The sequence below is a fragment of the Sphingomonas humi genome (assembly GCF_039536725.1).
Classification (GTDB): domain Bacteria; phylum Pseudomonadota; class Alphaproteobacteria; order Sphingomonadales; family Sphingomonadaceae; genus Sphingomicrobium; species Sphingomicrobium humi.
The window spans coordinates 79385-100663 of sequence record NZ_BAAAZD010000002.1 but is presented as its reverse complement, the minus strand read 5'-3'; the positions used below and the strand labels follow the sequence as shown (position 1 = coordinate 100663).

The following is a 21279-nucleotide window of genomic DNA, read 5'->3' as shown; positions in this document are numbered from 1 at the left end:
AGGTCAAGTATTCTTTACAGGCTAGTCGACGACCTCGTTCGGTTCGACGCCCCACAGGTCGGCGACCTTGATGTGGCCTTCCTTGTTGCCGAACTTGATGTGGCACCAGCCGTCGCCGCAATCGTCGACGCGGCCGACGGTACCGGGCTCGGCCAGGTAGCGGACGCGGCTGCCCTCTTCGGCATTGGCGTGGACCGGTCGGGGGGAGCTGCCGCGGACCAGCGCGGTGCGGGTGTCGCTCAGCATGGTGCGCAGCATCCAGCCCTGCGTGCCCTCGCTGTCCTGGATCAGCCGCCAGTTCTCGTGCCGCTTCAGCACCCGCACCGGGAGGTCGCGGCGCTGGTAGAGCCAGATGCCCGGATAGGTGCGCGCCGGGCCCGTGCGCATCATCGCCTCGCCGCTCTGGATCGAGGCCCAGTAGGGGACCGGGCGATCCTGCGCCGATGCGCTTGCCGCCAGGGCAAGCAGGCCAAGCCCAACCAATCGCTTCATCACGCCCCCGTGCGGATGCGGTCTACCAATTGCTTCACGGTCGGCACGAAGCCGTTCGAATAGAAGGGATCGGTCTTGAACCGGAATGCCGAGTGACCGGCGAACATTAGGTTCTCCTCCACCGGGCCGCCGTGGGCGATGTCCTGCAGGGTCTTCTGGATGCAGAAGCTGCGCGGATCGGCGAGCCGGCCGGTCGTGTTCTTCTCATTGTCGGCCCAGCTCGAGAAGCTGCACTGCGACAGGCAGCCCATGCAGTCTGCCTGGTCCTTGCGGATCAGCTTTTCTTCCTCTGGCGTGACGAAGATGAGCGTGTCGTCGGGCGTCTTCATCGCGTTGGTAAAGCCTGCGCCATACCATTCGCGCGCATGCTGCAGGTCGCCCTTGGTGACCCAGTAATTCTTCTTGGTGCCGATGCCGACGTCGAGCTCGAACGCATGATCGCCGACTCCCTCGCGGGTGAAGGCGATCTGGCGGTTGCTGCGGGCTTCGAGGTTGCGCAGGAACGGGTTGCGCACTGCCGAGCTGTAGAAGCCAGTCGGCGAGAATTTGTGGAGGAGGACATCGCCTTCCTCAAGCGTGGTGAGGCGGGCCTTCCACTCGGGCGGGATCGGGCTTTCCTGCGTCAGCAGCGGGCGGGTACCGAACTGAAACATGATCGCGCCAAGCTCGGGATTGTCGATCCACTCTTCCCACTCGTCGAGCCGCCATACGCCGCCGGCCATGACGATCGGAACGCTGTCGGGCACACCGCATTCGCGCATCATCGTGCGCAGTTCGGCAACGCGCGGAAGCGGCGCCTGCGGAACCCGCGGGTCCTCGGCGTTGCTGAGGCCATTATGCCCGCCGGCGAGCCAAGGATCCTCGTAAACCACGGCCGACAGATAATCGGCGAACTTGGAATAAGCGCGCTTCCACAGCGCGCGGAACGCGCGGCCCGAGCTGACGATCGGAAGATAGGAAACGCCGTAGGAAGCGGCGATCTCGCTGAGCTTGTAGGGCATGCCGGCGCCGCAGGTCACGCCGGCGACCTTGCCGCGGGTCCGTTCCAGCACACCGTGCAGGATCGGCTGCGCGCCGCCCATTTCCCACAGCACGTTGATGTTGATGGCGCCCTTGCCGTCCGCCATCTCGTAGGCGCGCTCGACCTGAGTGACCGCGCCGTCGATGGCGAAGCTGATCAGTTCCTCATGCCGCTCGCGCCGGGTCATTCCCTTGTAGATCTGGGGGATGATGCGGCCTTCGGGATCGTAGCTGTCGGCATTGACCGCGCTGACGGTGCCGATGCCGCCCGCCGCCGCCCAGGCGCCCGAGCTCATGTGGTTGGTCGCGGACACGCCCTTGCCACCCTCGACCAGCGGCCAGACCTCGCGGCCGCGATAGTTGATTGGCGACAAACCCTTGAACACTCCGCGACACTCCTGGCGTTGGCTGAACTAGCAGCGCCTATACTCCGGCGCTTCTCCACCCCAAACGAAAAAGGGGGCCGCCAGGCTCCTGCCCGGCGGCCCCCGCTTTGACAATCCGGCTGGCCTAGTAGCGGTAGCCGTAATTGTTGTAGCCGTAGTTGCGACGGTTGCAGCTGTCCTTGTCGATCTTGCGACCGAGGAGCGCACCGACCGCGCCGCCGATGATAGCACCGGTCGCGCCGCTGCCGCCGCGGCGATTGCCGTAATAATCGTAGCGCTGGCGGCCATTGGCGATCTTGCTGCCGACCACTGCGCCGGCGACGCCGCCAAGGACGGTGCCGGTAGTGCCCGAACAGCGGTTACCGCCATAATAGCTCTGGCCATTGTAGCCGCCGCCATAGGGGTTGCCCGGATAATATTGCGCGCTTGCAACGCCCGGAATGGCGACCAGCGAAGCGGCAGTTGCGGCGAGAATGAACTTGTTGGCCATGAGGAAGGCTCCTTTTTCGTTGGAGCCGTTCTGGGCGATTCGCCGTGTCGCTTGCCTGAACCGTTTCGTTGGCGTTCGTTCAGCTAGGCGAGCGCGAAATCGAGGCCGATATCGACCGCCGGCGCCGACTGAGTGATGCGCCCGACCGAGACGTAGGTGACCCCCGTTTCGGCAATCGCACGGATGGTGTCGAGCCGGACCCCGCCCGATGCTTCCAGCGGCACCCGGCCGGCGACCAGCGCCACGGCCTCACGCAGGACGGGCGGCGGCATGTTGTCGAGGAGGAGGCGGTCGGCCCCGGCCGCCAAGGCAGGTTCGATCTGCGCGATGCGGTCGACCTCGACCTGGATCGGCAGGTTCGAACCATAAGCTTGCGCGCGGGCGACGGCGGCCTCGACGGTGCCGTTCACCGCAACGTGATTGTCCTTGATCAGCAGCCCGTCGTCGAGCCGCATCCGGTGGTTCTGCGCCCCGCCCATGCGCGCGGCATATTTCTCGAGGACACGAAGCCCCGGGATGGTCTTGCGGGTGTCGAGCAGGATCGCGCCGGTGCCTTCAATCGCGTCGATATAGCGGCGGGTCAGCGTCGCGATGCCGGACAGGTGCTGCAACGTATTGAGCGCCGAGCGTTCGGCGGTGAGCATGGCCCGCGCGGTGCCTTCCAGGCGCATCAGGACCGTTCCGGCTGCACCCCTGTCGCCGTCGGCGACCTCGCAGCTCAGAGTAACGTCGGGGTCGATGCGGCGGAAGAAGGCGGCGGCGATCTCGATCCCCGCGACGACGATCTCCTCACGGCAATTCATCGTCGCGGTGAAGCGGGCGTCGGGCGGGATCGTGGCGGCGGAGGTAACGTCCCCGCCCTCGCCAAGGTCTTCCGCCAGGGTGCGCGTGACGAAATCGTGGAGGTCGAAGCCGGTGATCATGGGAAAGCTCATGGAGGGCAAGTCGCGCTTGCTCAACCCTGCCCGCGTCATTGCTGGCGAGGACGGCCTATGCCTCGGCGGGATCGGCCAGCACCTCGGCCTTGTGCCACTTGCCTTCGTCCTTGGTGAAGCGGGTCGGTTCGGCGCTTTCGAACGCGTCGCCGGTCCAGCGCTTGAGGCCCAGCGTGACGGTGCCGGGTGCGACTTCGAGGATGTTGAAGCTCTGCTCCTCCTCCCGCGTCCGCACCGACGTGGCGGTGCCGGCCTGCACCACAAGCGCCCCGCCCGCCCGCGTCACGAGGTCGCGCGCCTGGTGCGTCGAGGCGCGATGATTGTGACCCGCCAGAAGCAGGTCGATGCCGAGCTCGTTGACGACGTCGAGCGCCTTTTCCTGGCGGCCGATCGGGCGGCCGAGGATGCCTTCGTCGCTGACCGGCAGCGCGAACAGCGGGTGATGGGTAACCAAGACCTTGAGGTCCCCCTTCGGTACTTCCTCGAAATGCTGGCACACGAAGTCGCGCTGCTCCGAATTGATCCGCCCGTCCTTGATGGTCAGCGACCGTGCGGTGTTGAGGCCGAGCACCGACACACCCTCCAGCCGGTGCCAGGGGCAAAGCGTCTCGTCGATGTAGCGCTTGTAGCGGGCGAGCGGCGAGAGGAAGCGGCGGAAGACGTCGTAGAGCGGAACGTCGTGATTGCCGGGCACTGCCAGCACCTCGTGCCCCGCATCGCGCAACCGCTCGAGGAAGCGGCAGGCCTCCTGATATTGCTCGGTCTTCGCGCGCTGGGTGAAATCGCCGCTGATGATGACGAGGTCGGGCGACGCGCCATCGACCTCCTCAAGGACGGCGGCGACGATCCTGTCGTCATGCGCGCCGAAGTGAAGGTCGGAAAGGTGTACGATACGGGCCATGGGGGTTGAACCGCCGTGGCGGCGGCTTGTTTCGCCGCTGGTCGCCCTTAGTGTGCCGGCCATGGATCGTACCACGGCAAATAGCGGCACCCGCGAGGTGTCCGAACGCCTCCGTTTCGACGAGGCCGCGCTGGCGGAATGGATGGCGGCGAACGTCGACAGCTATGGAGGCCCGCTGACAGTCAGCCAGTTCAAGGGCGGGCAGTCGAACCCGACCTACAAGCTCGATACGCCGGCCGCCTCCTATGTCCTGCGCCGCAAGCCACCGGGCAAGACTTTGCCGGGCGCGCATGCAGTGGACCGCGAGTATCGCGTCATGGCGGCGCTAGGCGCGCAAGGATTCCCCGTCCCGCGCGTTCATGGGCTGTGCGAGGACGAAGGCGTCGTCGGCACCCCCTTCTTCGTCATGGACATGGTACCGGGGCGGATCGTGTGGGAAGCGCACTTCCCCGACGTCGCGCCGGAGGGCCGCGCCGCGCACTTCGACGCCATGAATGCGACGATCGCCAGGCTTCACAGCTACGATCCGGCAGCGATCGGGCTTGGCGACTATGGCAAGGCGGGCGGGTTCGTCGAGCGGCAGGTGGCGCGCTGGTCGAAGCAATATCTCGGCGACGTCGAGGCGGGGCGCAACGCCGACATGGATCGGCTGGTCGACTGGCTCGGCAAGCACCTCCCCGCGGACCGGGGCGAAAGCCGGGTCATTCACGGCGACTATCGCTGCGACAATATGATCTTCGACCTCGACGCGCCGCAGGTCCGCGCCGTGCTCGACTGGGAACTGTCGACGCTGGGCGATCCCGAAAGCGACTTCGTCTATCATTGCATGATGTACCGGATGCCGTCCGGGATCTTCACCGGGCTGGCCGGGCTCGACCTCCCGGCACTCGGTATCCCGAGCGAGGAAGACTATGTCGCCGCCTACTGCCGCCGCACCGGCCGGGCGGGCATTCCGGCGTTCGACTATCTGATGGTGTTCAACCTGTTCCGGCTTGCCGCGATCATCCACGGCATCAAGGGCCGGCTGGCGCGCGGCAACGCGTCGAGCGCCCATGCAGCGGAAAGCGCAAAGGCGCTGGAGCCGCTGGCCGCCATGGCCTGGGCGCAAGCCGAACAAGCACGGCTCTGAACGAAGAAGGCCGCCCCGGTCGGGACGGCCTTCTCATCGCTTACTTCACCGGAAAGCCGCGGCGCTTCAGCAGCGCCGTCACGTCCGGATCGCGGCCGCGGAACTGGCGATAGGCCTCGGCGCGGTCGGTCTGGTTGCCCGTCGACAGCAGCAGGGTGCGGAAGCGATCCGCCACCGCCTTGTTGAACGGATCGCCGGTCTCCTCGAACGCCGCCCAGGTGTCGGCGTCCATCGTTTCGGACCACAGGTAGCTGTAATAGCCCGCCGAATAGGCGTCCGAGCTGAACAGGTGCCCGAACTGCGGCAGGCGGTGACGCATGGTCATCTCCTTGGGCATCCCGAGTTCGGTCAGCGTGTCGCGCTCGAACTTGTCGGGATCGACCACGCCGCCCGGCAGCAAGTGAAGCTTCATGTCGACCAGCGCGGAGGAAAGATATTCCACCGTCTGGAAGCCCTGACCGAAGGTATCGGCGCGCTCGATCTTGTCGACCAGGCTCTTCGGCATCGGCTGCTTGGTCTGGTAATGCAGCGCGAAGCGGTCGAGCACCGGCCGGGTCAGCAGCCAATTCTCGTTCACCTGGCTGGGGTATTCCACGAAGTCGCGCTGGGAGCCGTTGAAGGCCGGATAGCGGACGTTCGACAGCAGGTAATTGATGGCGTGCCCGAACTCGTGGAACAGGGTAGAGGCGTCATCCAGGCTGACCAGCACCGGCTGGCCGGGCTCCGGCTTGTTGAAATTGTTGTTGTTGCTGACCAGCGCGGGTTCGCGACCGATGAGGTCGCTCGGCAGGCGATAGCTGGTCATCCACGCGCCCGAGCGCTTGCCCTCGCGGCCATATGTGTCGAGGTAGAAGAGACCGACGGTCTTGCCCTCGCGGGTAACCTCGAAGGTGCGGACGTCCGGGTGGAAGACCGGCACCGCGCCGGTGTTTTCCTTGAACTGCAGACCATAAAGCTGGCCCGCGCTCCAGAACATGCCCTGCACGAGGTTATCGAGCTGGAAGTAGGGTTTGATCTCCTCTTCCGACAGGTCGTACTTGGCCTTGCGCACCTTCTCGTTGAGGAAGCGCGTATCCCATGGCTCGACGGTCGAGATCTTGGCCGCGCGGGCGAAGGGCGCCATGTCGGCAATCTCTTCCTTCGCGCGGGCGACTGCGGCGGGCCACACCCGCATCATCAGGTCCATCGCACGGTCAGGCGTCTTCGCCATCGTGTCCTGCATGCGCCAGTGGGCATGGGTGGGGAAGCCGAGCAGCCTGGCGCGGTCGGCGCGCAGCTTCACGATCTGCGCGATCAGGCCATTGGTATCGTTGGCATTGCCGTTGTCGCCGCGGTTGACGAAGGCGGTCCACACCTTCTGGCGGAAGGCACGGTTGGTGCCGAAGGTCATCACCGGTTCGAACGCCGAACGGGTGTTGCGCACGGCATAGGTGCCGGCCGGCAGGCCCTTGTCCTTGGCGACGGCGGCCGCGGCGGCCTTCACGTCGGCCGGAACGCCGGCCATCTCGGCCTCGCTGGCCTGGATGAAGGTGCTTTCATCGGCAAGCAGCTTGGCGTTGAAGTCGCTGAACAGCCCGGCAAGCTGCTGGTTGTAGGCCGACAGCTGCTGCTTCTGCTCGGGCGACAGCTTGGCGCCGTTGCGGACGCGGGCTTCATAGGTCCGCTCGAGAAGGCGAAGCTGCGGCGCATCGAGGCCGAGGCTGGCGCGATTGGTGTAGAGCGTCTCGATCCGGCCGAAGAGCTTGGGATCGAGCGTGATCTCGTCGTTCGCGGCCGAGAGCTTGGGGCTCCATTCCTTGTTCAGCGCTTGGACTTCGGGGGTCGCAAGGTTGCTGGTGTAGACGCCGAAGATGCTTCCGACGCGGTCGAGCCGCTGGCCGGCGCGCTGCAGTGCCTCGATCGTGTTGGCAAAGGTCGGCGCCTCGGGATTGTCGGCGATGGCGCGAACTTCGCGGCGCTGCTCGTCGATCGCGAAGGTGAAGGCTTGGGGGAAGTCGGCGGGCTTGACCTTGTCCCACGGCGGAACCCCGCCGTACGCGCCCGTCCAGTCGGCCAGCAGGACGTTGTCCGGGACCGCGGGCGTAGCCGGCGGCGCCGCTTCGGCCGAGGCCGCTGGCGGCACGGCAAGGGGCTCAGCCGCGGGCACGGTGGCGCAGCCGGCGAGGAGCAGCAGGGAGGAAGTGGCAAGAAGAGACGTTTTCAGCATCAAGGATCGGCCCTTTGAACATGTGCGCCAGCGTCACTGCCGCGCTCGCTGCCAATCGCCAAGTGGTCGTTCGACGAGCGGCATAATCATCGATCGCACCGGTAGCCGTCGCCGCTGAACGCCGCATGGCCAAGTGATTGATTAAGCGAGAAGGAATTGCGCCAGCGGAAGCAGCAGCTTGACGTCCACCGCGACGCCCGCCGCGCGGCGCTCCGCGACAAACGCAGCGAGGTCGGCCTTCGGCACGAGGTGCACGGTGATATCCTCCTCGCCCGGCACACCCCCGCCCTCGCCGACCCGCCGCACATCCTCGGCCCGGACCAGGGTGAAGCTTTCGCTCAACATGCCGGGGGAAGCATGAAATTCGCCGAGGCGGCGGATCGAGCCGGCGGTGAAGCCGGTCTCCTCCTCGAGCTCCTTGACCGCCGTATTCTCGATCGTCGCTCCGTCACCATGATCGCCGACGAGGCCTGCGGGAAGCTCGAGGCAAGGACCGCCCAGCGCCGCTCGCGGCTGCTCGACGAGGATCCACTTGCCCTCGTGCTCGGCGAGGATGACGACCGCGCGGATCCCGCCGACGCGCCCGGCATATTCCCACTTGCCCTTGCGCTGGGCGGTGACGAACCGGCCCGCCCACATGGTTTCGGGCGGCAGGTCGAGATCGGGATCGCGGCTCACAGCTCGATCAGCTTGTCCGGTATCTCGTTCACGTCCTCGCTGGTCTTGGGGAAGTGACGGGTCAGCACCTCGCCCACTTCCTCGACCGCCAGCGCAAGGCCCTCGCCCGGCTGTCCTTCGCGGATCGCGCCGATCAATTCTGCCATCGCATCGCCCCAGCATTCGGGGGTGGTGACCTTGGCTACCGCTTCATCGGCGACGATTTCGGCCCGCCGCTCGGCAAGGCTGAGGTAGACGAGCACGGCGGTGCGGCCGACCGTCCGGCTTTCGGCGGCGGCGCGGAACAGGGCGATGGCGCGGCGCCGCACCCGGCGCCCCTTGGTCGCGCCCGGGGTGAGCGCAAGGCGCAGCGGCTTCCACTTCAGCACCAGCAGCACACCGAGGAACTTGAGCACCGCAAGCATCATGGTCGCGAACAGCAGTTCGCCGACGCTCGGTTCGGCGCGCCACGGAAGCAGCCGCTCCCACATTGCAGCCAGCAGGGCGGATTGCCAGGCGCAGAAGGCAAGCACGCCGATCATCGCCGCCACCGCCCAGTGCAGGGCGACATCGTGGTAGCTGTCGCTGTCAGCCGAAACGATTGTCAGGATTTCGCCGTCGCTGGCCGCTTCGGCCGAAGCGATCGCCTCGCTGACCTTGCGATGATCGTCGGGCTGGAGCCGGAGGGTCACCATGATCCGGACGCTCCCCCGCCACCAAAGCTTCCGCCGCCGCCGGAGAAGCCGCCACCGCCGCCACCAAAGCCGCCGCCCCAGCCGCCGCCGCCGCCACCGCGGCTGTTGCGGGCGGCATGGCTCAGCGCATCGAGGCCCCACAGCACGACCATCGGATCGATCCCGCCGCCACGACGCCGCTTGCCCTGATAGCGGCGGCCACCGGCGCGGCGCGCGAAGGACAGGAACACAAAGGCGATCACCAGGATCCAGAAGACCATCGGCACGAAGCCCGCCCCGCCACTGCCCCGACGCTGGGTCGATGCCTGCGCCTCGGCATCCTTGATGCGCTTTGCCGCTTCGGCGGGGGGAAGCTGCATCTGGGTGGCGATTTCGTTGACGCCGGCCTCGATCCCGCCGGGGTAATCATTGTCGCGAAAGCGCGGAAGGATGGCATTGCGGATGATGATGCTGCTGACCGCGTCGGTCAGGAATACGCGCGCGCCATAGCCCGTCTCGATCCGCACCTTGCGCTCGTTGGGCGCGACGATGAGGAGGACGCCGTCATCCTCTTCCTTGTCGCCAATCCCCCACGTCCGCCCCAGGCGATAGCCATAATCCTCGATGGTCCGGCCTTCGAGGCTGCGAATGGTCGCGACGACCAGCTGGCGGCCGGTCTGCTGTTCGAGTTGCTGAAGCTGCTGGGTCAACGCCGCTTCGCGCGCGGGATCGAGCAGGTTGGCGTCATCGACGACCTGCCCGGTCAGCTTGGGAAAAGTCTGGGCGGATGTCGGGTTCGCCAGCACAAGGGCGAGAAGCATGGAGAGAAGGAATCGAATAATCATGACCCCAGCCGATCGATCCCGGCAGTCAATGCTTCTTCGAGGCGATGGGCTTTCAGCGCCGGCTGCATCTGCCGAACGATCAAGGCCTTGGCCTCCGCGGACATAGGTCCTTCGATGCGTACTGCCCCGGCATCAGGATCGACCATCAACGCCATCATCGTCTGCGGCATTCTGACGCCCCATCCAAACAGCTCGAGCGAACCGTGTTTGTCGATAGGTACGGTGACGACCATGAGCTGCCGACTTCCCTGCGCATTCACGCGAGCTACGCGGTCTGCAAGGCGCTTTTCCGCACCATCGTCGAGCACAAAAGCGAGATCGACGACCTTACCTTCGGGAGAGGTCACGACAAAGGTTGCGCTTCGTTTTGCTTGGCTTACGCCAATGCCCGACCGCTGAACCTCAGTGATGCCGAGTGCGCCGTTGTCGAAGTAAGTCACTTGCGCGATGTCGCTTTGAGCTCGGCATCCTCCGAGAACCAATGCACTCACCAGGACGAAATTACGCACCTTATTGCGCGTTGAAGTTGACCGACGGCGCGGCCTGCGCCTGCGCCGAGGCCTCGAACGGCACCTTGGGCTTGGCGCCATAGAAGATCTTGGCGCCGACCGCGTCGGGGAAGGTGCGGATGCGGGTGTTATAGCCCTGCACCGCCTCGTTATAATCGCGGCGCGCGACCAAAATCGAATTCTCGGTACCCTCGATCTGGCTTTGCAGGGTCAGGAAATTCTGGTTGGTCTTGAGTTCGGGATAGGCTTCCTGCAGCCGCTGCAGGCTGATCGTCAGGCGGTTCTGAGCATCGTTGAAGGCGCCGACCTTGGCCGGGTCCGACAGATCATCGCCGTTGAGCTGGATCTTGTTGGCGTTGGCGCGGGCCTCGGTCACCTCGACCAGCACGCTCTTTTCCTGCTGGGCGGCGCCCTTCACGGTCGCGACGAGATTGGGGATGAGGTCGGACCGGCGCTGATATTCGCTCTGGAGGTCGCCCCACTTGGCGTTCACATTCTCCTCGGCGGTCGGGACCGAGTTGAGGCCGCAGCCGGCAAGCGACAGGGCGGCGAGCGGCGCGAGCAGGCCGAGACGGCGAATGGTGGTCATGATCGGTGGCTTCCCCTGCATGCAATCATTGGTGAGTGCGTTACGTAGGTGGGACACCGCGACGCTGCAATCCCGCCGTCGCGCGATACCGATGATGTGAAGTAAAAGCGGGAGCCTTCTGTTGCCCGGTGCATCGCGGCTTTGCAGAAGGTCCGGGGGGTTCTGTTGCCCGGCCCCCCCGGCGGCCGCTGGAATCCGATTCTGTTGCCCGGTTCGGTCCAACCGCGCTTAAGCTTTGTAACGTCTGACCGTTAGGCCGTCAGTTACGCAGCAATCGCGAGCGCCTCGTTATCGTTGGCACTTGTGAGAATGACGGTTTTAGGGCCTGTCCAAGCCCGCTGGCAGCAAGCACTTTACTACACTCGTCGATCCTGTTTCGCCCCCATCAGCGAGACCGTCGAAGCGATCCCGGTGGTGGAGGCGCCGGGGTACTGCCCCCCGGGTCCGAAATGCCTATTTCAACCTACACTCTACCAGCATAGCCGGTTGCCCGGCCCGCCCTATGTAGGCGTTTGGGAACGGCATTCCAAGCGCCGCGTGTCGGAACCGAAAGGATTGGGCTGGCGTTGGGCGCCCTCAAGCGGATAAGAAACCGCGGGTCGTTAGAACCACAAGGGGAGTAGAAAACCATGAAGAAGATCACTTTCGCGCTCGTCGGCGCTGCCAGCCTCGCTCTCGCCGCTTGCGGCGGCAAGGGTGACGACGCGCTGGGCGAGAACGTCCAGGAGAATTACGAGAACGCCGCCGAGAACCTCGAAGCGATGGCCGACAACACCGGCAACGCCGCCGAGGCCGCGACCCTCGAGAATCAGGCCGACGCCCTGAAGGCCGAAGGCGAGCGCAAGGAAGATGCGATCGACGACGCCGACGTCAATGCGCAGAACGGCGCTGCTGCGGCCGCTGCCGTCAACGCGATGTAATCAATCGCCTCGAGCGATTGGACGGGCCGGTCTCCCCCAGCGGGAGGCCGGCCTTTTCTTTTGCCTGCGGTGGACGCATCTGCCGACCCATGAGCGACAGCGAGGCCATTCCCGCAGCGACCCTGGTGGTGATTCGCGACACCCTCGCCGGCGCGCCGCCCGAACTGCTGATGGTCGAACGGCCGCGCACCATGGCCTTTGCCGGCGGCGCGATGGTCTTTCCCGGTGGCAGGATCGACCCGGCCGACTGGGACGGGGTTGGCACGCTCGAGGAAGCGGCAGCGCGTGCTGCCGTGCGCGAGACCGCCGAGGAAACCGGGCTCGACGTCGCCCTGGAAGCGCTGGTGCCCTTTGCGCGCTGGCGGCCGGACAATGTCCGCCACCGCCGCTTCGACACCTTTTTCTTCATCGCTCCCTGCCCCGTCGACGCCGGACCGCTCCGGCCGCAACCGGGCGAGTGCGAGCGGGCCGTGTGGATTTCGGCCCAAGCCATGCTCGACGACGTCCGCGCCGAACGTGCCAATGCGATCTTTCCCACCATCCGCAATCTCGAGCGGTTGGCCGCGCTTTCGTCTTTCGATCATGCACGGGAACATGCGCTGGCGCACCCGGTCGAGATCATCAGCCCCTGGATCGAGGAGCGCGACGGGACGCAATTCCTCGTGATCCCCGACCACCTCGGCTATCCGATTACCGCCGAAAGGCTGGATCGCGCCCTCCGCGCCTGAATGCCGCCCCCTGCGTTAAGGCAGGATATGCTCTTCGCCCTCCGTTTTTTCCTGCTGCTCTCGTTTCTGGCGGTTTTAGTGATCGAGGGTGCTGCCCTGGTGCAGCGCCATCGCCAGGACTTGCCATGGACGCAGCTTGACCTATCGGCAGCGCCGGGGCGCTTCACCGCGGCCAAGATCGCCGAACTGGGGAGCGATCCGCCGCGCTGCCGGGCGCTGCTCGCTCAGGCTGGCAACCGGAGCCAGCCAGCGCCATCGCGCCGCCCTTCCGAAACCTGCGGCTATGAGGACGGCACCTTGCTCTCGCTCGACATCGCGCCGGCCCCGGCCGGGCTCGTCACCAGCTGTCCGGTCGCCGCGGCGCTCGAACTGTGGGAGCGGCAGGTCCAGGCAGACGCCCGCAACATCCTCGGGACCCGAGTGCGCCGCTTCGTTCACGCTGGCAGCTATTCCTGCCGCCGGCTCTACAATCGGGCCGACGGGCCGTTCAGCGAGCATGCGACGGCCGACGCCGTCGACATCCTCAGCTTCGAGCTGGACGATGGCCGGCGGCTGTCGGTGCTGCGCGACTGGCGCGGCGGGTCGGCCGAAAGCCGCTTCCTCAAGGCCGCGCGCGACGCCGGATGCCAAGTATTCACCACGGTGCTTTCGCCCGATTACAACGACGCGCACCGCGATCATCTGCACTTCGACACGGCCGATCAAGGGTCTGCAGGCTGGCGAGCCTGCCGCTAAGCCTCCCCGAGTCGATTCTGGCCCCAATGCAAAAGGGCCCGCCTTGCGGCGAGCCCCTCTTTGTCGAAGCGACGTCTTTCGACGCGCTTACGAAAGATGCTTGGACAGGTGCTTGTTCATTTCGAACATGGTGCAACGGTCCTTGCCGAAGATCTTCTGCAGCTTGTCGTCAGCGACGATTTCCCGCTTGTTCTGAGGGTTCTGCAGGTTGTTCTTGCGAATGTGGTCCCAGACCTTCGACACGACTTCGCTGCGCGGCAGCGGGTCGTTGCCGACGATCTTGGCGAGATCAGGCGACGGTTGAACGGGACGGGCCAGCCCGCCCCCTGCCTTACGCCCAGTCCCGCTCGCTTCCTTTGCCATACGGCCCTCCTGTTGGTTCGGAGAGGAGATAGAGCGCAAAGCGCCCGTCACTGCAAGAGGCGGCTAAGAGAGGAAATGAGGGCCGTTGCCGACGGGAAACGGTACCACCCGGTTAAGCACGTCGTGCCCGATGTCGGCGGAACCACCGAACGGCACCCCAGCTTCCTCGCACCAATGCCGCGCGACCGCCTCCATCTCGGCCCCGAACGGTCGGTCGTTGGACTTGAGCTGGACGCGCCCAAGCCGCAATCGGCGGAGCTTCCCGAAGCCCGGCTGGCTGCTGACGTGAAAGAGGAAGCGGTCGACGCGGTACAGTTCCTCGTCCACTTCCTCGATCAGAAGCTCACCATCGGTGAAGTCCGGTTCGAGGCCCGTTCCCATCAGGCTCGACAGGACGACGAGGTTGAACGCGAAAGCCGGGCCATCGAGCCCGGGCTCGAGCGAGGCTGCGTCGGCGCTGATCAGCCAGTTGAGCGCGCGCGCCGCCGCCTCCTCTCCGCCCTGGCGCATGATGTCCTGGACCATCGGCCCATGCGCGACCCGCAGCCCGGCCTTGTGCAGCGCCGCCAGCAAGAAGCCGCCATCGCTGTAGCCGAGATAGGTCTTGGCACCGGCGGCCGGCGGAAGATCGCGCATGGCTGCGGCCGCGATCCGGTTGGAGCCATAGCCGCCCCGTCCGAACCAGATCGCGTCGATGCCCGGGTCGGCCATCATCTCCCGCAGCCCCGTCAGCCGCTCGGCGTCCGATCCCGCGAAATGTCCCTCCTCGCGAAAGGCCTGGGGATGGACGACCAGTTCCGCCCCGAGCGTTGCCGCAAGCACCGCCGCCTGTTCCGCCGCCTCTCGCTTCAGCGGACAGCTTGGCGCTACCACCCCGATCCTCATGTCCGCGCTCCGTTGCCCTTCGCTCGCCTCCTCAATAGGGGCAGCGCCATGACCTCTTCCAGCACCTTCTTCTGCGGCATCGGCGGCAGTGGCATGCTTCCCCTCGCCTGCATCGTCCGCGCGCGGGGCGGAAGCGTCGCGGGATCTGACCGCGCGCTCGATGCCGGACGGCTGGCCGCCAAGTTCGAATTCCTCCGGGCACAGGGCATCGCGCTCTTCCCGCAGGACGGCAGCGGCCTTGCCGACGGCATGACCCTTGTTACCTCCGCCGCGGTGGAGGCGACCATCCCCGACGTCGCGCGGGCCCGCGCGCTGGGACTGCCGCACCTCACCCGCCCGCAGCTTCTGGCCGAACTGCTCAACGCGGCGGCGACGAGCGTCGCGGTCGGCGGCACCTCGGGCAAGTCGACGGTGACGGGGATGATTGGCTGGATCCTCCACCACGCCGGCAAGCGCCCGACGGTCATGAACGGCGCGGTGATGAAGAATTTCGTCTCGACCGAAACACCCTTCGCCAGCGCGCTGGTCGGCGACCCCGACCTGTTCGTCAGCGAAGTGGACGAAAGCGACGGTTCGATCTCGCTCTACCGGCCCTCAGTCGCCGTGCTCAACAACGTCAGCCTCGACCACAAGGAGATGGACGAACTGCGCACGCTGTTCGGCGGCTTCCTGCGCGCGGCAGGCACCGCTGTCGTCAATCTCGACGACGCCGAAAGCCGTGCGCTGACCCCGCCCGGAGCGACCGGCTTCAGCTTCGACCGGGACGCGACCGTCCGCGGCTCGGGCCTCGTCCTGGATGATGAGGGCAGCCAGTTCACGGTCAGCGCGGGCGAGGAACAGGCGCAAGTCGCCGTCCCCCTGCCCGGCCGCCATAATGCCGGTAACGCGCTGGCCGCGATCGCCGCCGTTCACGCCCTCGGCGTGCCACTCGCCAAGGCAGCGGCGGCGCTTGCCGGGTTCAAGGGTCTCAAGCGCCGCCTCGAAACCGTCGGCAGTACCGGCGGCGTGACAGTGATCGACGATTTCGCCCACAATCCCGACAAGATCGCCGCGACGCTGGCCACCCTTGCGGCACGGCCCGGACGGCTGCTCGTCCTGTTCCAGCCGCACGGCTATGGTCCGCTCGCCAAGATGGGTGACGAACTGGCCCAGACCTTCGCCACTGGCCTGCGGCCCGATGACCGGCTGATCCTGTCCGATCCGGTCTATCAGGGCGGCACCGTCGATCGCTCGCGCGGGTCGGAGTGGCTTGTCGATGCCGTCCGGGCCAGGGGCGCACAGGCCGAGCACCTTCCCGAACGCCCCGCCATCGCGGCTCGCCTGCTGGAATTGGCGCGACCGGGCGACACCATCGCCATCCTCGGTGCGCGCGACGATACGCTCAGCGAATTTGCCGCCGAGCTGGTGGGGAACCTCGCGGCGCGCGGCTGATTGGACGGGCATGACCAACGGATGGCTGCTCGACGAACATGACCGCGAAACCCTGCTGCGCGACCATCCGCCCCGCTACGCGACGGTGGTGGCGCATCACGTGACCCTCGACGTCAGGGCCAGCGACCCGCCCCACGAGGTGAAGGCCGCGGTCCTCGGGTCGACCGATGACGAGAAAGGGGTCGAGGCACTCGTCGTCAGCATCGACGGCAGCGTCGACCGGCCCGACGGGTCGACCTACCATATCACCTGGTCGCTCGGGGACGGCCGCGCGGCGAAGGAAAGCAACGACGTGCTGAAGGAGCGCGGGTGGAAGGAATGGGACCATCCCGTCCCGATTACCCTGACCCCGGCCCGCCTGCGGTGAGCGAACCCAAGCTGTTTCTCGATTGCGACGGCGTGCTGGCGGATTTCGACGCCGGCGTGCGCGACCTGCTCGGCACCGATGCGCGAAGCTTCGAGGCACGGCACGGCAGGGGCGAATTCTGGAAGCGCCTTGCCCGGCACGGCGACTTCTACGCGAGCCTGCCCAAGATGGCCGACGCCGACGAACTGTTCGACGCGGTCCGGCATCTCGAACCCACCATCCTGACCGGCCTCCCGATCGGCCAATGGGCCGCGCCGCAGAAGGTCCGCTGGGCGGCCGAGCACTTCCCCGGCGTTCCCATCATCACCTGCATGGCGCGCGACAAGCACCGCCATATGCAAGGCGCCGACGTGCTGGTCGACGATAGCGAGCGGCACCTCGCGGCGTGGGAGGCCGCGGGCGGGATCTACGTGCTCCACCGCAGCGCGCGGGAAAGCATCGCACGGCTGGCGGAAATCTACCCTAGCGTCGGAAAGAGGTCCTAGTCCTCGTCATTGCGAGCGGAGCGACGCAATCCATGGCCGCAGCGGTGGATTGCTTCGCCATGCTCGCAACGACCAAAGTCGTCTTAGGCGGCGTCCGCCATGTCGACCTTCTCGACCCACTCCGGCCAGAACACCGGCTCGCGGTTCGACCAGCCCGGCGCGGTGGCCGCGCTTTCGCTGATCGACTGCAGCAGCAGGCGGCGGCGATCGGGGTGGAGGTGCGGCAGGGCCGAAGCCGCGCAGAAGGCGGCCGGAAGCCACGGACGCGCCGCGGCCCCGAGCAGGCGCTCGTACAGGAAGCGGAACGCCGCGAAGTTCGGGATGCGATCCTGGCCGAGGTCGAACGCGGTCAGCGTGATCAGCAGGCCCATGAACGGATCGATGGTGTCGAGACCGCTGTCGTCGGGCACCTGCATCCGAAGCGCGTCGAGCTGCTTGTAGAGCCGGCCTTGCGCCCGGATCGAGGCGGCTTCGCCTTCGTCGCGCGCCCAGCACTCAAGCGCGTTGCGGCGGCCGAAGGCGATGTCGAGGCTGCGGCGAATGTAGCGCTGCGTGGCCTTGGGAAAGCCCGCAAACTCCTTCATTTCGCTCAGCAGCAACGCTCCACCGGCAGGCTGCGTCGAACGCGTCGTCATGGCACCCAGCTCCTTCAACTCGGGCTGGTAGATATGAGCGCCTAAGCGTTTCCGAACGCTTAACCATCACCCCAAGCCCGGTTCATATTGAAACCGGAAATGCCGGGTGATTGCACGTGCTTATTGTCGGCTGGGCGACTTGTCGCTCAGCTGTCGCAATCCTGCAACGCAGTGATCATCTCACCTTGACGATGCGGACGGGCCTCAGCCCGGAAATCCGCTCGACGGGACCGGCTCGTCGACACAGCCCGGCTGCGAGGTCGACGGCGGATCGGAAGCGTCCATCGATTCATCGCTGCCGACGTCGACCTTGGCGTCGTCGTCTTCAGGATTGCGGCGCAGCTTGTGCTCCAGTTCCTGCTCCGGATCGCCCGACAATACCGGCGGCGGCGCCTCCGTGCCCCTTTGCTCGTCCATCTGATCTTCCTTTCGGTGGCATAACGTTGTCGCTGCATCGCCGTTCCGCTTCGACCAATGCGCGGCAGGGTTCGGCGACCGGCCGGCGGGCGCTTGCACAGCCCGGTCCGCTTCGTCACTCTCCGCTGCCATGAACATGCCCCTCAGCAGCGACAACCTGGCGTTCGGCCAGGCCAAGCACGAGACCCCGCGCTTCGCGGACTGGCGCATGGCCCTGAAGACCATCGGCGGCTTCTGGGCCATCTATTCCGTCACCGTCGTCGCCCGCGCGTTTCTCGGCAGCGACCCTGGCACCATCCTCGTCAACAAGCTGCTGACGCTGATCCTCGGCGTCGCCCTGACCCTGCTGCTGTACATCGCAATCGCGAGCTTCAGCCGCGACGGATCGATGCGGCGCAAGGCCGTGATCGCGGGCGTGGGCTCGGTGCTCGCCTCCATCGTGCTGGCCAGCGGGCTCGTCCTGACCGAAGCCAAGCTCAAGACCAGCAAGGAGGAATTTCGCTTCCAGGCCCGCGAGGGCTTCGTGGTGATCCAGAAGGGCGACCAGGTGCGGATCGAGCGCAACGCGGCCGATCCGGTCGTCGTCACCATGCCGCGCCTTGCCGACCTCAAGCACAAGGACCAGCTGCGGATCGCGGCCGATACGGCGGTAGTGTGGCTGTTCTTCTTCGCCGCCTGGTCGGCGGTCTATCTCGCCTCGGTCAGCCAGGCCCAGGCGCTCAGCCTGCAACGGCGCGCCGCAGCGGCCGAAAGCGCGGCCCAGGTCGCGCAGGTCCGGGCGCTGCGCTACCAGGTCAATCCCCACTTCCTGTTCAACACGCTGAACAGCCTGTCGAGCCTGGTGATGACCGGCCGCCCCGCCGAAGCGGAGGAGATGATCCTCAAGCTGTCGACCTTTTTCCGCTCCAGCCTGTCGCTCGATCCTACCGCCGACGTCAGCCTCGCCGAGGAAATCGAGCTGCAGCGATTGTACCTCGAGATCGAACAGGTCCGCTTCCCGCGCCGCCTGAAGGTCGAGATCGACGTTCCCGACGCGCTGGCGACCGTCCGGCTGCCCGCGCTGATCCTCCAGCCGATCGTCGAGAATGCGATCAAATACGGTCTCAGCAACACCCGCGACAAGGTGACGCTTCGGATCAGCGCGGAAGAACCGCTGCCCGGCCGCCTCAGGATCGAGATCAGCAATTTCGGCGGCACGGCGCTGAAATCGCCGCGCAAGCCGGCGCCGCCGGCGGGCACCAAGGTCGGGCTCGCCAATGTCGCCCAGCGCCTCAGCGCCCGGTTCGGACGCGCTGCTGGCGTGGAGCATGGACCGATCGACGGCGGCGGATACAAGGTTGCAATCACGATGCCGAGCCGGAACGATGCATGAGCCGCCGTTGAAAACCCTGGTCGTCGATGACGAGCCGCTCGCCACCGAGCGGCTTCAGCTGCTTCTCGCCCGGATCGGCGGCGTCGACCTGGTCGGCACCGCCAGCGATGGCGAATCGGCCTGCCGCATGGCCGAGGCGCTGAGCCCCGACCTCCTGCTTCTCGATATCGCCATGCCGGGCATGGACGGCATCGATGTCGCCCGCGAGCTTGGCCGCTCCCCCCAGCGGCCGGCAGTCATCTTCGTCACCGCCTTCGACCAGTTCGCGGTCTCCGCCTTCGACGTCGATGCGGTCGATTATCTGGTCAAGCCGGTCGATCCCAAGCGGCTGGAGCGCGCCCTCGAACGCGCCCGCGCGCACATTGAATGGCGCAGCGGCGTCGGGGCCGAGGAAGCCGCGCCGCCAGGCCAGTATCTCGAGGAATTCTGGGCCTCTGATCTCAGCGGGCTGGTCCGGATCCGCGCGATCGACATCGACCGCGTGTCGGCCGAGCGCGACTACATGCGTTTGCACGTCGGGGCCCGCAGCTGGCTGATTCACCACAGCATGGCGGCGCTGGAAGAAGGGCTCGACCCTGCCACCTTCGTGCGCCTGCACCGCTCGGCAATCGTCCGCCGCGACTTCATCAGCGGCTTCCAGCGCAACGCGTCGGGCCGCTGGATCGCGCGGCTGGCCGATGGGGCCGAGCAGCCGGTCGGCCGGCTCTACGCCGATTGCGTGCGGGAAATCGCGGGGCGCTAGGCCCCTTCCCGCTCCGACACCGCCCCGGTCACCGCGACGTCGACCACCACGTTGCCGAGCGTGCGGAAGGTGTCGGGGATGGTCTCGAGCGCCAGCAGCAAGGCCAGCGGTTCGATCGGAACGCCAAGCGCGATGCTGATCGGCGCAATCGAGGTGACGAAGCTGACCTGGCCGGGCAGGCTGACCGCGCCGATCGAGGCCAGCGCCGCCACCGCGATCCCGCCGGCATAGCCTGCCGGGGTAATCTGCACGCCCAGCCAGTGCGCCACGTAGAGCGCGACACCGATGTTCATCGCCGGGCCCGTCGCCCGGAACAGCGCCACCGCCAGCGGCAGCACGACGTCGGCATCCTGGCGCTTCACCCCAAGCGCCGCCGAGGAGGTCAGCATGGCCGGTAGCGAAGCAAGGCTCGACCGGGTCGCAAGCGCCACCGCCGATGGGCCACCGACCGCGCGCAGGAAGGTCCCCGGCGAAAAGCGCGCCGCAACCACGGCGATGACGATGCCGAGGACGGTCAAGATCAGGCCGAGCGAGGAAATGATCACGATGTAATGGACGATGGCGCCCAGCGCCGACCCGCCGGCGCCCGCGCCGAATTCGAACGCCAGGGCGAAGACGCCGATCGGACCCAGAGCGAGCACCCAGCCGATCACCAGCAGCATCGCATCGCCGATCGCTTCGAAGAAACGAAGCGCGGGGCCGCGCTTGTCGGCGCTGAGCCTGGCGAGAGCGAAGGCGAAGATGGTGGTGAAGATCACCAGCGGCAGGATCTGGTCTTCGGCCGCCGCGGCGACCGGGTTGCCGGGCACCAGGTTCTTGAAGAAGTCGCCGATCGACGGGACAGTGATGGCCGTAGCGCTCGGGTCGACCCCGGCGAGGCCGGTGCGAAGTGCCTGCGCGGCGGCCTCGGGAAGCGGCCAGATCGCCAGCAGCGCAGGGGTCATCACCGCGCCGAACAAGGCGGAGAAAATGTAAAAGGCGCCGAACCAGATCACCGCCTTGGTCGCGAGCCCGCCGGCCTTGGCGGCATCCGACCCGCTGACCACGCCGACTACCAGCAGGGCGACGATCAGCGGAATGACCGTCATCTTCAGCGCATTGAACCACAGGCCGCCGACCAGTGCCGCGGCGGACACCAACGGCTCCTTGATCCCGTCGCCCAACCGCGACGCGAGAATGCCGAGGATCAGGCCGACGACCAGCGCGGCCATCAGCAGCAGCGCGCTTCTGCCGCCCGCGCCGGAAGTGCTGGCCGCTGGAGCGGCAGTGTCGTCAGTCATGGGCATCCAAACTCCAGGCGCGAGCGCGCGGCTCCTTGCCTAGCGCCCCTCTCCTGTCGCGCAAGAGTGGGCGCTTGGCACCTTCC

25 protein-coding genes and 1 other RNA gene are annotated in these 21279 nt (G+C 66.6%); 9 read left to right on the top strand and 17 right to left on the bottom strand.

Annotated elements, in window-relative coordinates; genetic code table 11:
* Nucleotides 1-21 precede the first annotated feature (21 nt).
* The 5 genes from ABD729_RS08340 to ABD729_RS08320 all read right to left on the bottom strand — a co-directional run bounded on the left by ABD729_RS08340 (nucleotide 22) and on the right by ABD729_RS08320 (nucleotide 4224).
* Nucleotides 22-492, bottom strand: coding sequence for an SH3 domain-containing protein (locus ABD729_RS08340; protein ID WP_344709774.1), 471 nt, complete (start codon nucleotides 490-492; stop codon nucleotides 22-24).
* Nucleotides 492-1898, bottom strand: a complete 1407-nt coding sequence (locus ABD729_RS08335; RefSeq protein WP_344709772.1) for an NAD(P)H-dependent flavin oxidoreductase — start codon at nucleotides 1896-1898, stop codon at nucleotides 492-494. The genes ABD729_RS08340 and ABD729_RS08335 overlap by 1 nt, the downstream gene beginning before the upstream one ends.
* A gap of 124 nt (nucleotides 1899-2022) precedes the next feature.
* Nucleotides 2023-2388, bottom strand: coding sequence for a glycine zipper 2TM domain-containing protein (locus ABD729_RS08330; RefSeq protein WP_344709771.1), 366 nt, complete (start codon nucleotides 2386-2388; stop codon nucleotides 2023-2025).
* Nucleotides 2389-2471: 83 nt separating this feature from the next.
* On the bottom strand, nucleotides 2472-3323 hold the full coding sequence (gene nadC / locus ABD729_RS08325) for a carboxylating nicotinate-nucleotide diphosphorylase (RefSeq protein ID WP_344709770.1): 852 nt from the start codon (nucleotides 3321-3323) through the stop codon (nucleotides 2472-2474).
* 55 nt (nucleotides 3324-3378) lie between these two features.
* Nucleotides 3379-4224: a metallophosphoesterase family protein gene (locus ABD729_RS08320; protein ID WP_344709769.1), complete on the bottom strand. Its 846-nt coding sequence runs from the start codon at nucleotides 4222-4224 to the stop codon at nucleotides 3379-3381.
* A gap of 61 nt (nucleotides 4225-4285) precedes the next feature.
* Between ABD729_RS08320 and ABD729_RS08315 the strand changes: the two genes are divergently transcribed.
* A complete protein-coding gene (locus ABD729_RS08315; protein ID WP_344709768.1) occupies nucleotides 4286-5353 on the top strand; it encodes a phosphotransferase family protein in 1068 nt (355 codons plus the stop codon).
* A gap of 40 nt (nucleotides 5354-5393) precedes the next feature.
* Here the strand turns inward: ABD729_RS08315 and ABD729_RS08310 are convergent, their stop codons facing one another.
* From ABD729_RS08310 to ssrA, 7 genes are all read right to left on the bottom strand, one after another.
* Entirely contained in the window at nucleotides 5394-7559 is a 2166-nt protein-coding gene (locus ABD729_RS08310; RefSeq protein ID WP_344709766.1) for a M3 family metallopeptidase, read from the bottom strand.
* A gap of 141 nt (nucleotides 7560-7700) precedes the next feature.
* A complete protein-coding gene (locus tag ABD729_RS08305; protein ID WP_344709765.1) occupies nucleotides 7701-8237 on the bottom strand; it encodes an NUDIX hydrolase in 537 nt (178 codons plus the stop codon).
* Nucleotides 8234-8911, bottom strand: a complete 678-nt coding sequence (locus ABD729_RS08300; RefSeq protein WP_344709764.1) for a TPM domain-containing protein — start codon at nucleotides 8909-8911, stop codon at nucleotides 8234-8236. The genes ABD729_RS08305 and ABD729_RS08300 overlap by 4 nt, the downstream gene beginning before the upstream one ends.
* A complete protein-coding gene (locus ABD729_RS08295; RefSeq protein ID WP_425564878.1) occupies nucleotides 8905-9711 on the bottom strand; it encodes a TPM domain-containing protein in 807 nt (268 codons plus the stop codon). The genes ABD729_RS08300 and ABD729_RS08295 overlap by 7 nt, the downstream gene beginning before the upstream one ends.
* Nucleotides 9712-9731: 20 nt before the next feature.
* Entirely contained in the window at nucleotides 9732-10244 is a 513-nt protein-coding gene (locus tag ABD729_RS08290; RefSeq protein WP_344709762.1) for a TPM domain-containing protein, read from the bottom strand.
* 1 nt (nucleotide 10245) lies between these two features.
* Complete coding sequence (locus ABD729_RS08285; protein WP_344709761.1) at nucleotides 10246-10833, bottom strand: LemA family protein; 588 nt, start codon at nucleotides 10831-10833, stop codon at nucleotides 10246-10248.
* 190 nt (nucleotides 10834-11023) lie between these two features.
* Nucleotides 11024-11367, bottom strand: a transfer-messenger RNA (tmRNA) gene (ssrA, locus tag ABD729_RS08280).
* 95 nt (nucleotides 11368-11462) lie between these two features.
* On the opposite strand from ssrA, the gene ABD729_RS08275 reads away from it, so the two are divergent.
* From ABD729_RS08275 to ABD729_RS08265, 3 genes are all read left to right on the top strand, one after another.
* Nucleotides 11463-11753, top strand: a complete 291-nt coding sequence (locus ABD729_RS08275; protein ID WP_344709760.1) for a hypothetical protein — start codon at nucleotides 11463-11465, stop codon at nucleotides 11751-11753.
* Nucleotides 11754-11842: 89 nt separating this feature from the next.
* Nucleotides 11843-12481 (top strand): NUDIX hydrolase, encoded by a 639-nt coding sequence (locus ABD729_RS08270; RefSeq protein WP_344709759.1) that lies wholly within the window; start codon nucleotides 11843-11845, stop codon nucleotides 12479-12481.
* 27 nt (nucleotides 12482-12508) lie between these two features.
* Nucleotides 12509-13216, top strand: coding sequence for an extensin-like domain-containing protein (locus tag ABD729_RS08265; protein WP_344709758.1), 708 nt, complete (start codon nucleotides 12509-12511; stop codon nucleotides 13214-13216).
* 87 nt (nucleotides 13217-13303) lie between these two features.
* Here the strand turns inward: ABD729_RS08265 and ABD729_RS08260 are convergent, their stop codons facing one another.
* Nucleotides 13304-13579 (bottom strand): SWIB/MDM2 domain-containing protein, encoded by a 276-nt coding sequence (locus ABD729_RS08260; protein ID WP_314446528.1) that lies wholly within the window; start codon nucleotides 13577-13579, stop codon nucleotides 13304-13306.
* Between the two features lie 63 nt (nucleotides 13580-13642).
* Nucleotides 13643-14464, bottom strand: a complete 822-nt coding sequence (locus ABD729_RS08255) for an LD-carboxypeptidase (protein ID WP_344709756.1) — start codon at nucleotides 14462-14464, stop codon at nucleotides 13643-13645.
* Between the two features lie 48 nt (nucleotides 14465-14512).
* Here ABD729_RS08255 and ABD729_RS08250 point away from each other — a divergent pair, with 48 nt between their 5' ends.
* The 3 genes from ABD729_RS08250 to ABD729_RS08240 are packed head-to-tail and all read left to right on the top strand — an operon-like array spanning nucleotide 14513 to nucleotide 16747.
* A complete protein-coding gene (locus ABD729_RS08250) occupies nucleotides 14513-15895 on the top strand; it encodes a Mur ligase family protein (RefSeq protein ID WP_344709755.1) in 1383 nt (460 codons plus the stop codon).
* A 10-nt stretch (nucleotides 15896-15905) separates the two neighbouring features.
* Nucleotides 15906-16262: a hypothetical protein gene (locus tag ABD729_RS08245; RefSeq protein WP_344709754.1), complete on the top strand. Its 357-nt coding sequence runs from the start codon at nucleotides 15906-15908 to the stop codon at nucleotides 16260-16262.
* On the top strand, nucleotides 16259-16747 hold the full coding sequence (locus ABD729_RS08240; RefSeq protein WP_344709752.1) for a 5' nucleotidase, NT5C type: 489 nt from the start codon (nucleotides 16259-16261) through the stop codon (nucleotides 16745-16747). Before ABD729_RS08245 ends, ABD729_RS08240 begins: the two co-directional genes overlap by 4 nt.
* Before the next feature lie 83 nt (nucleotides 16748-16830).
* Here ABD729_RS08240 and ABD729_RS08235 read toward each other — a convergent pair whose 3' ends face one another.
* On the bottom strand, nucleotides 16831-17382 hold the full coding sequence (locus ABD729_RS08235) for a hypothetical protein (protein WP_344709751.1): 552 nt from the start codon (nucleotides 17380-17382) through the stop codon (nucleotides 16831-16833).
* Nucleotides 17383-17586: 204 nt separating this feature from the next.
* Entirely contained in the window at nucleotides 17587-17799 is a 213-nt protein-coding gene (locus tag ABD729_RS08230; protein ID WP_344709750.1) for a hypothetical protein, read from the bottom strand.
* 130 nt (nucleotides 17800-17929) lie between these two features.
* On the opposite strand from ABD729_RS08230, the gene ABD729_RS08225 reads away from it, so the two are divergent.
* Nucleotides 17930-19171, top strand: a complete 1242-nt coding sequence (locus ABD729_RS08225) for a sensor histidine kinase (RefSeq protein WP_344709749.1) — start codon at nucleotides 17930-17932, stop codon at nucleotides 19169-19171.
* A complete protein-coding gene (locus ABD729_RS08220; RefSeq protein WP_344709747.1) occupies nucleotides 19164-19913 on the top strand; it encodes a LytR/AlgR family response regulator transcription factor in 750 nt (249 codons plus the stop codon). Before ABD729_RS08225 ends, ABD729_RS08220 begins: the two co-directional genes overlap by 8 nt.
* Here the strand turns inward: ABD729_RS08220 and ABD729_RS08215 are convergent.
* Nucleotides 19910-21193 (bottom strand): dicarboxylate/amino acid:cation symporter, encoded by a 1284-nt coding sequence (locus ABD729_RS08215; protein WP_344709746.1) that lies wholly within the window; start codon nucleotides 21191-21193, stop codon nucleotides 19910-19912. The two genes, ABD729_RS08220 and ABD729_RS08215, sit on opposite strands and share 4 nt — an antisense overlap.
* Nucleotides 21194-21279 lie beyond the last annotated feature (86 nt).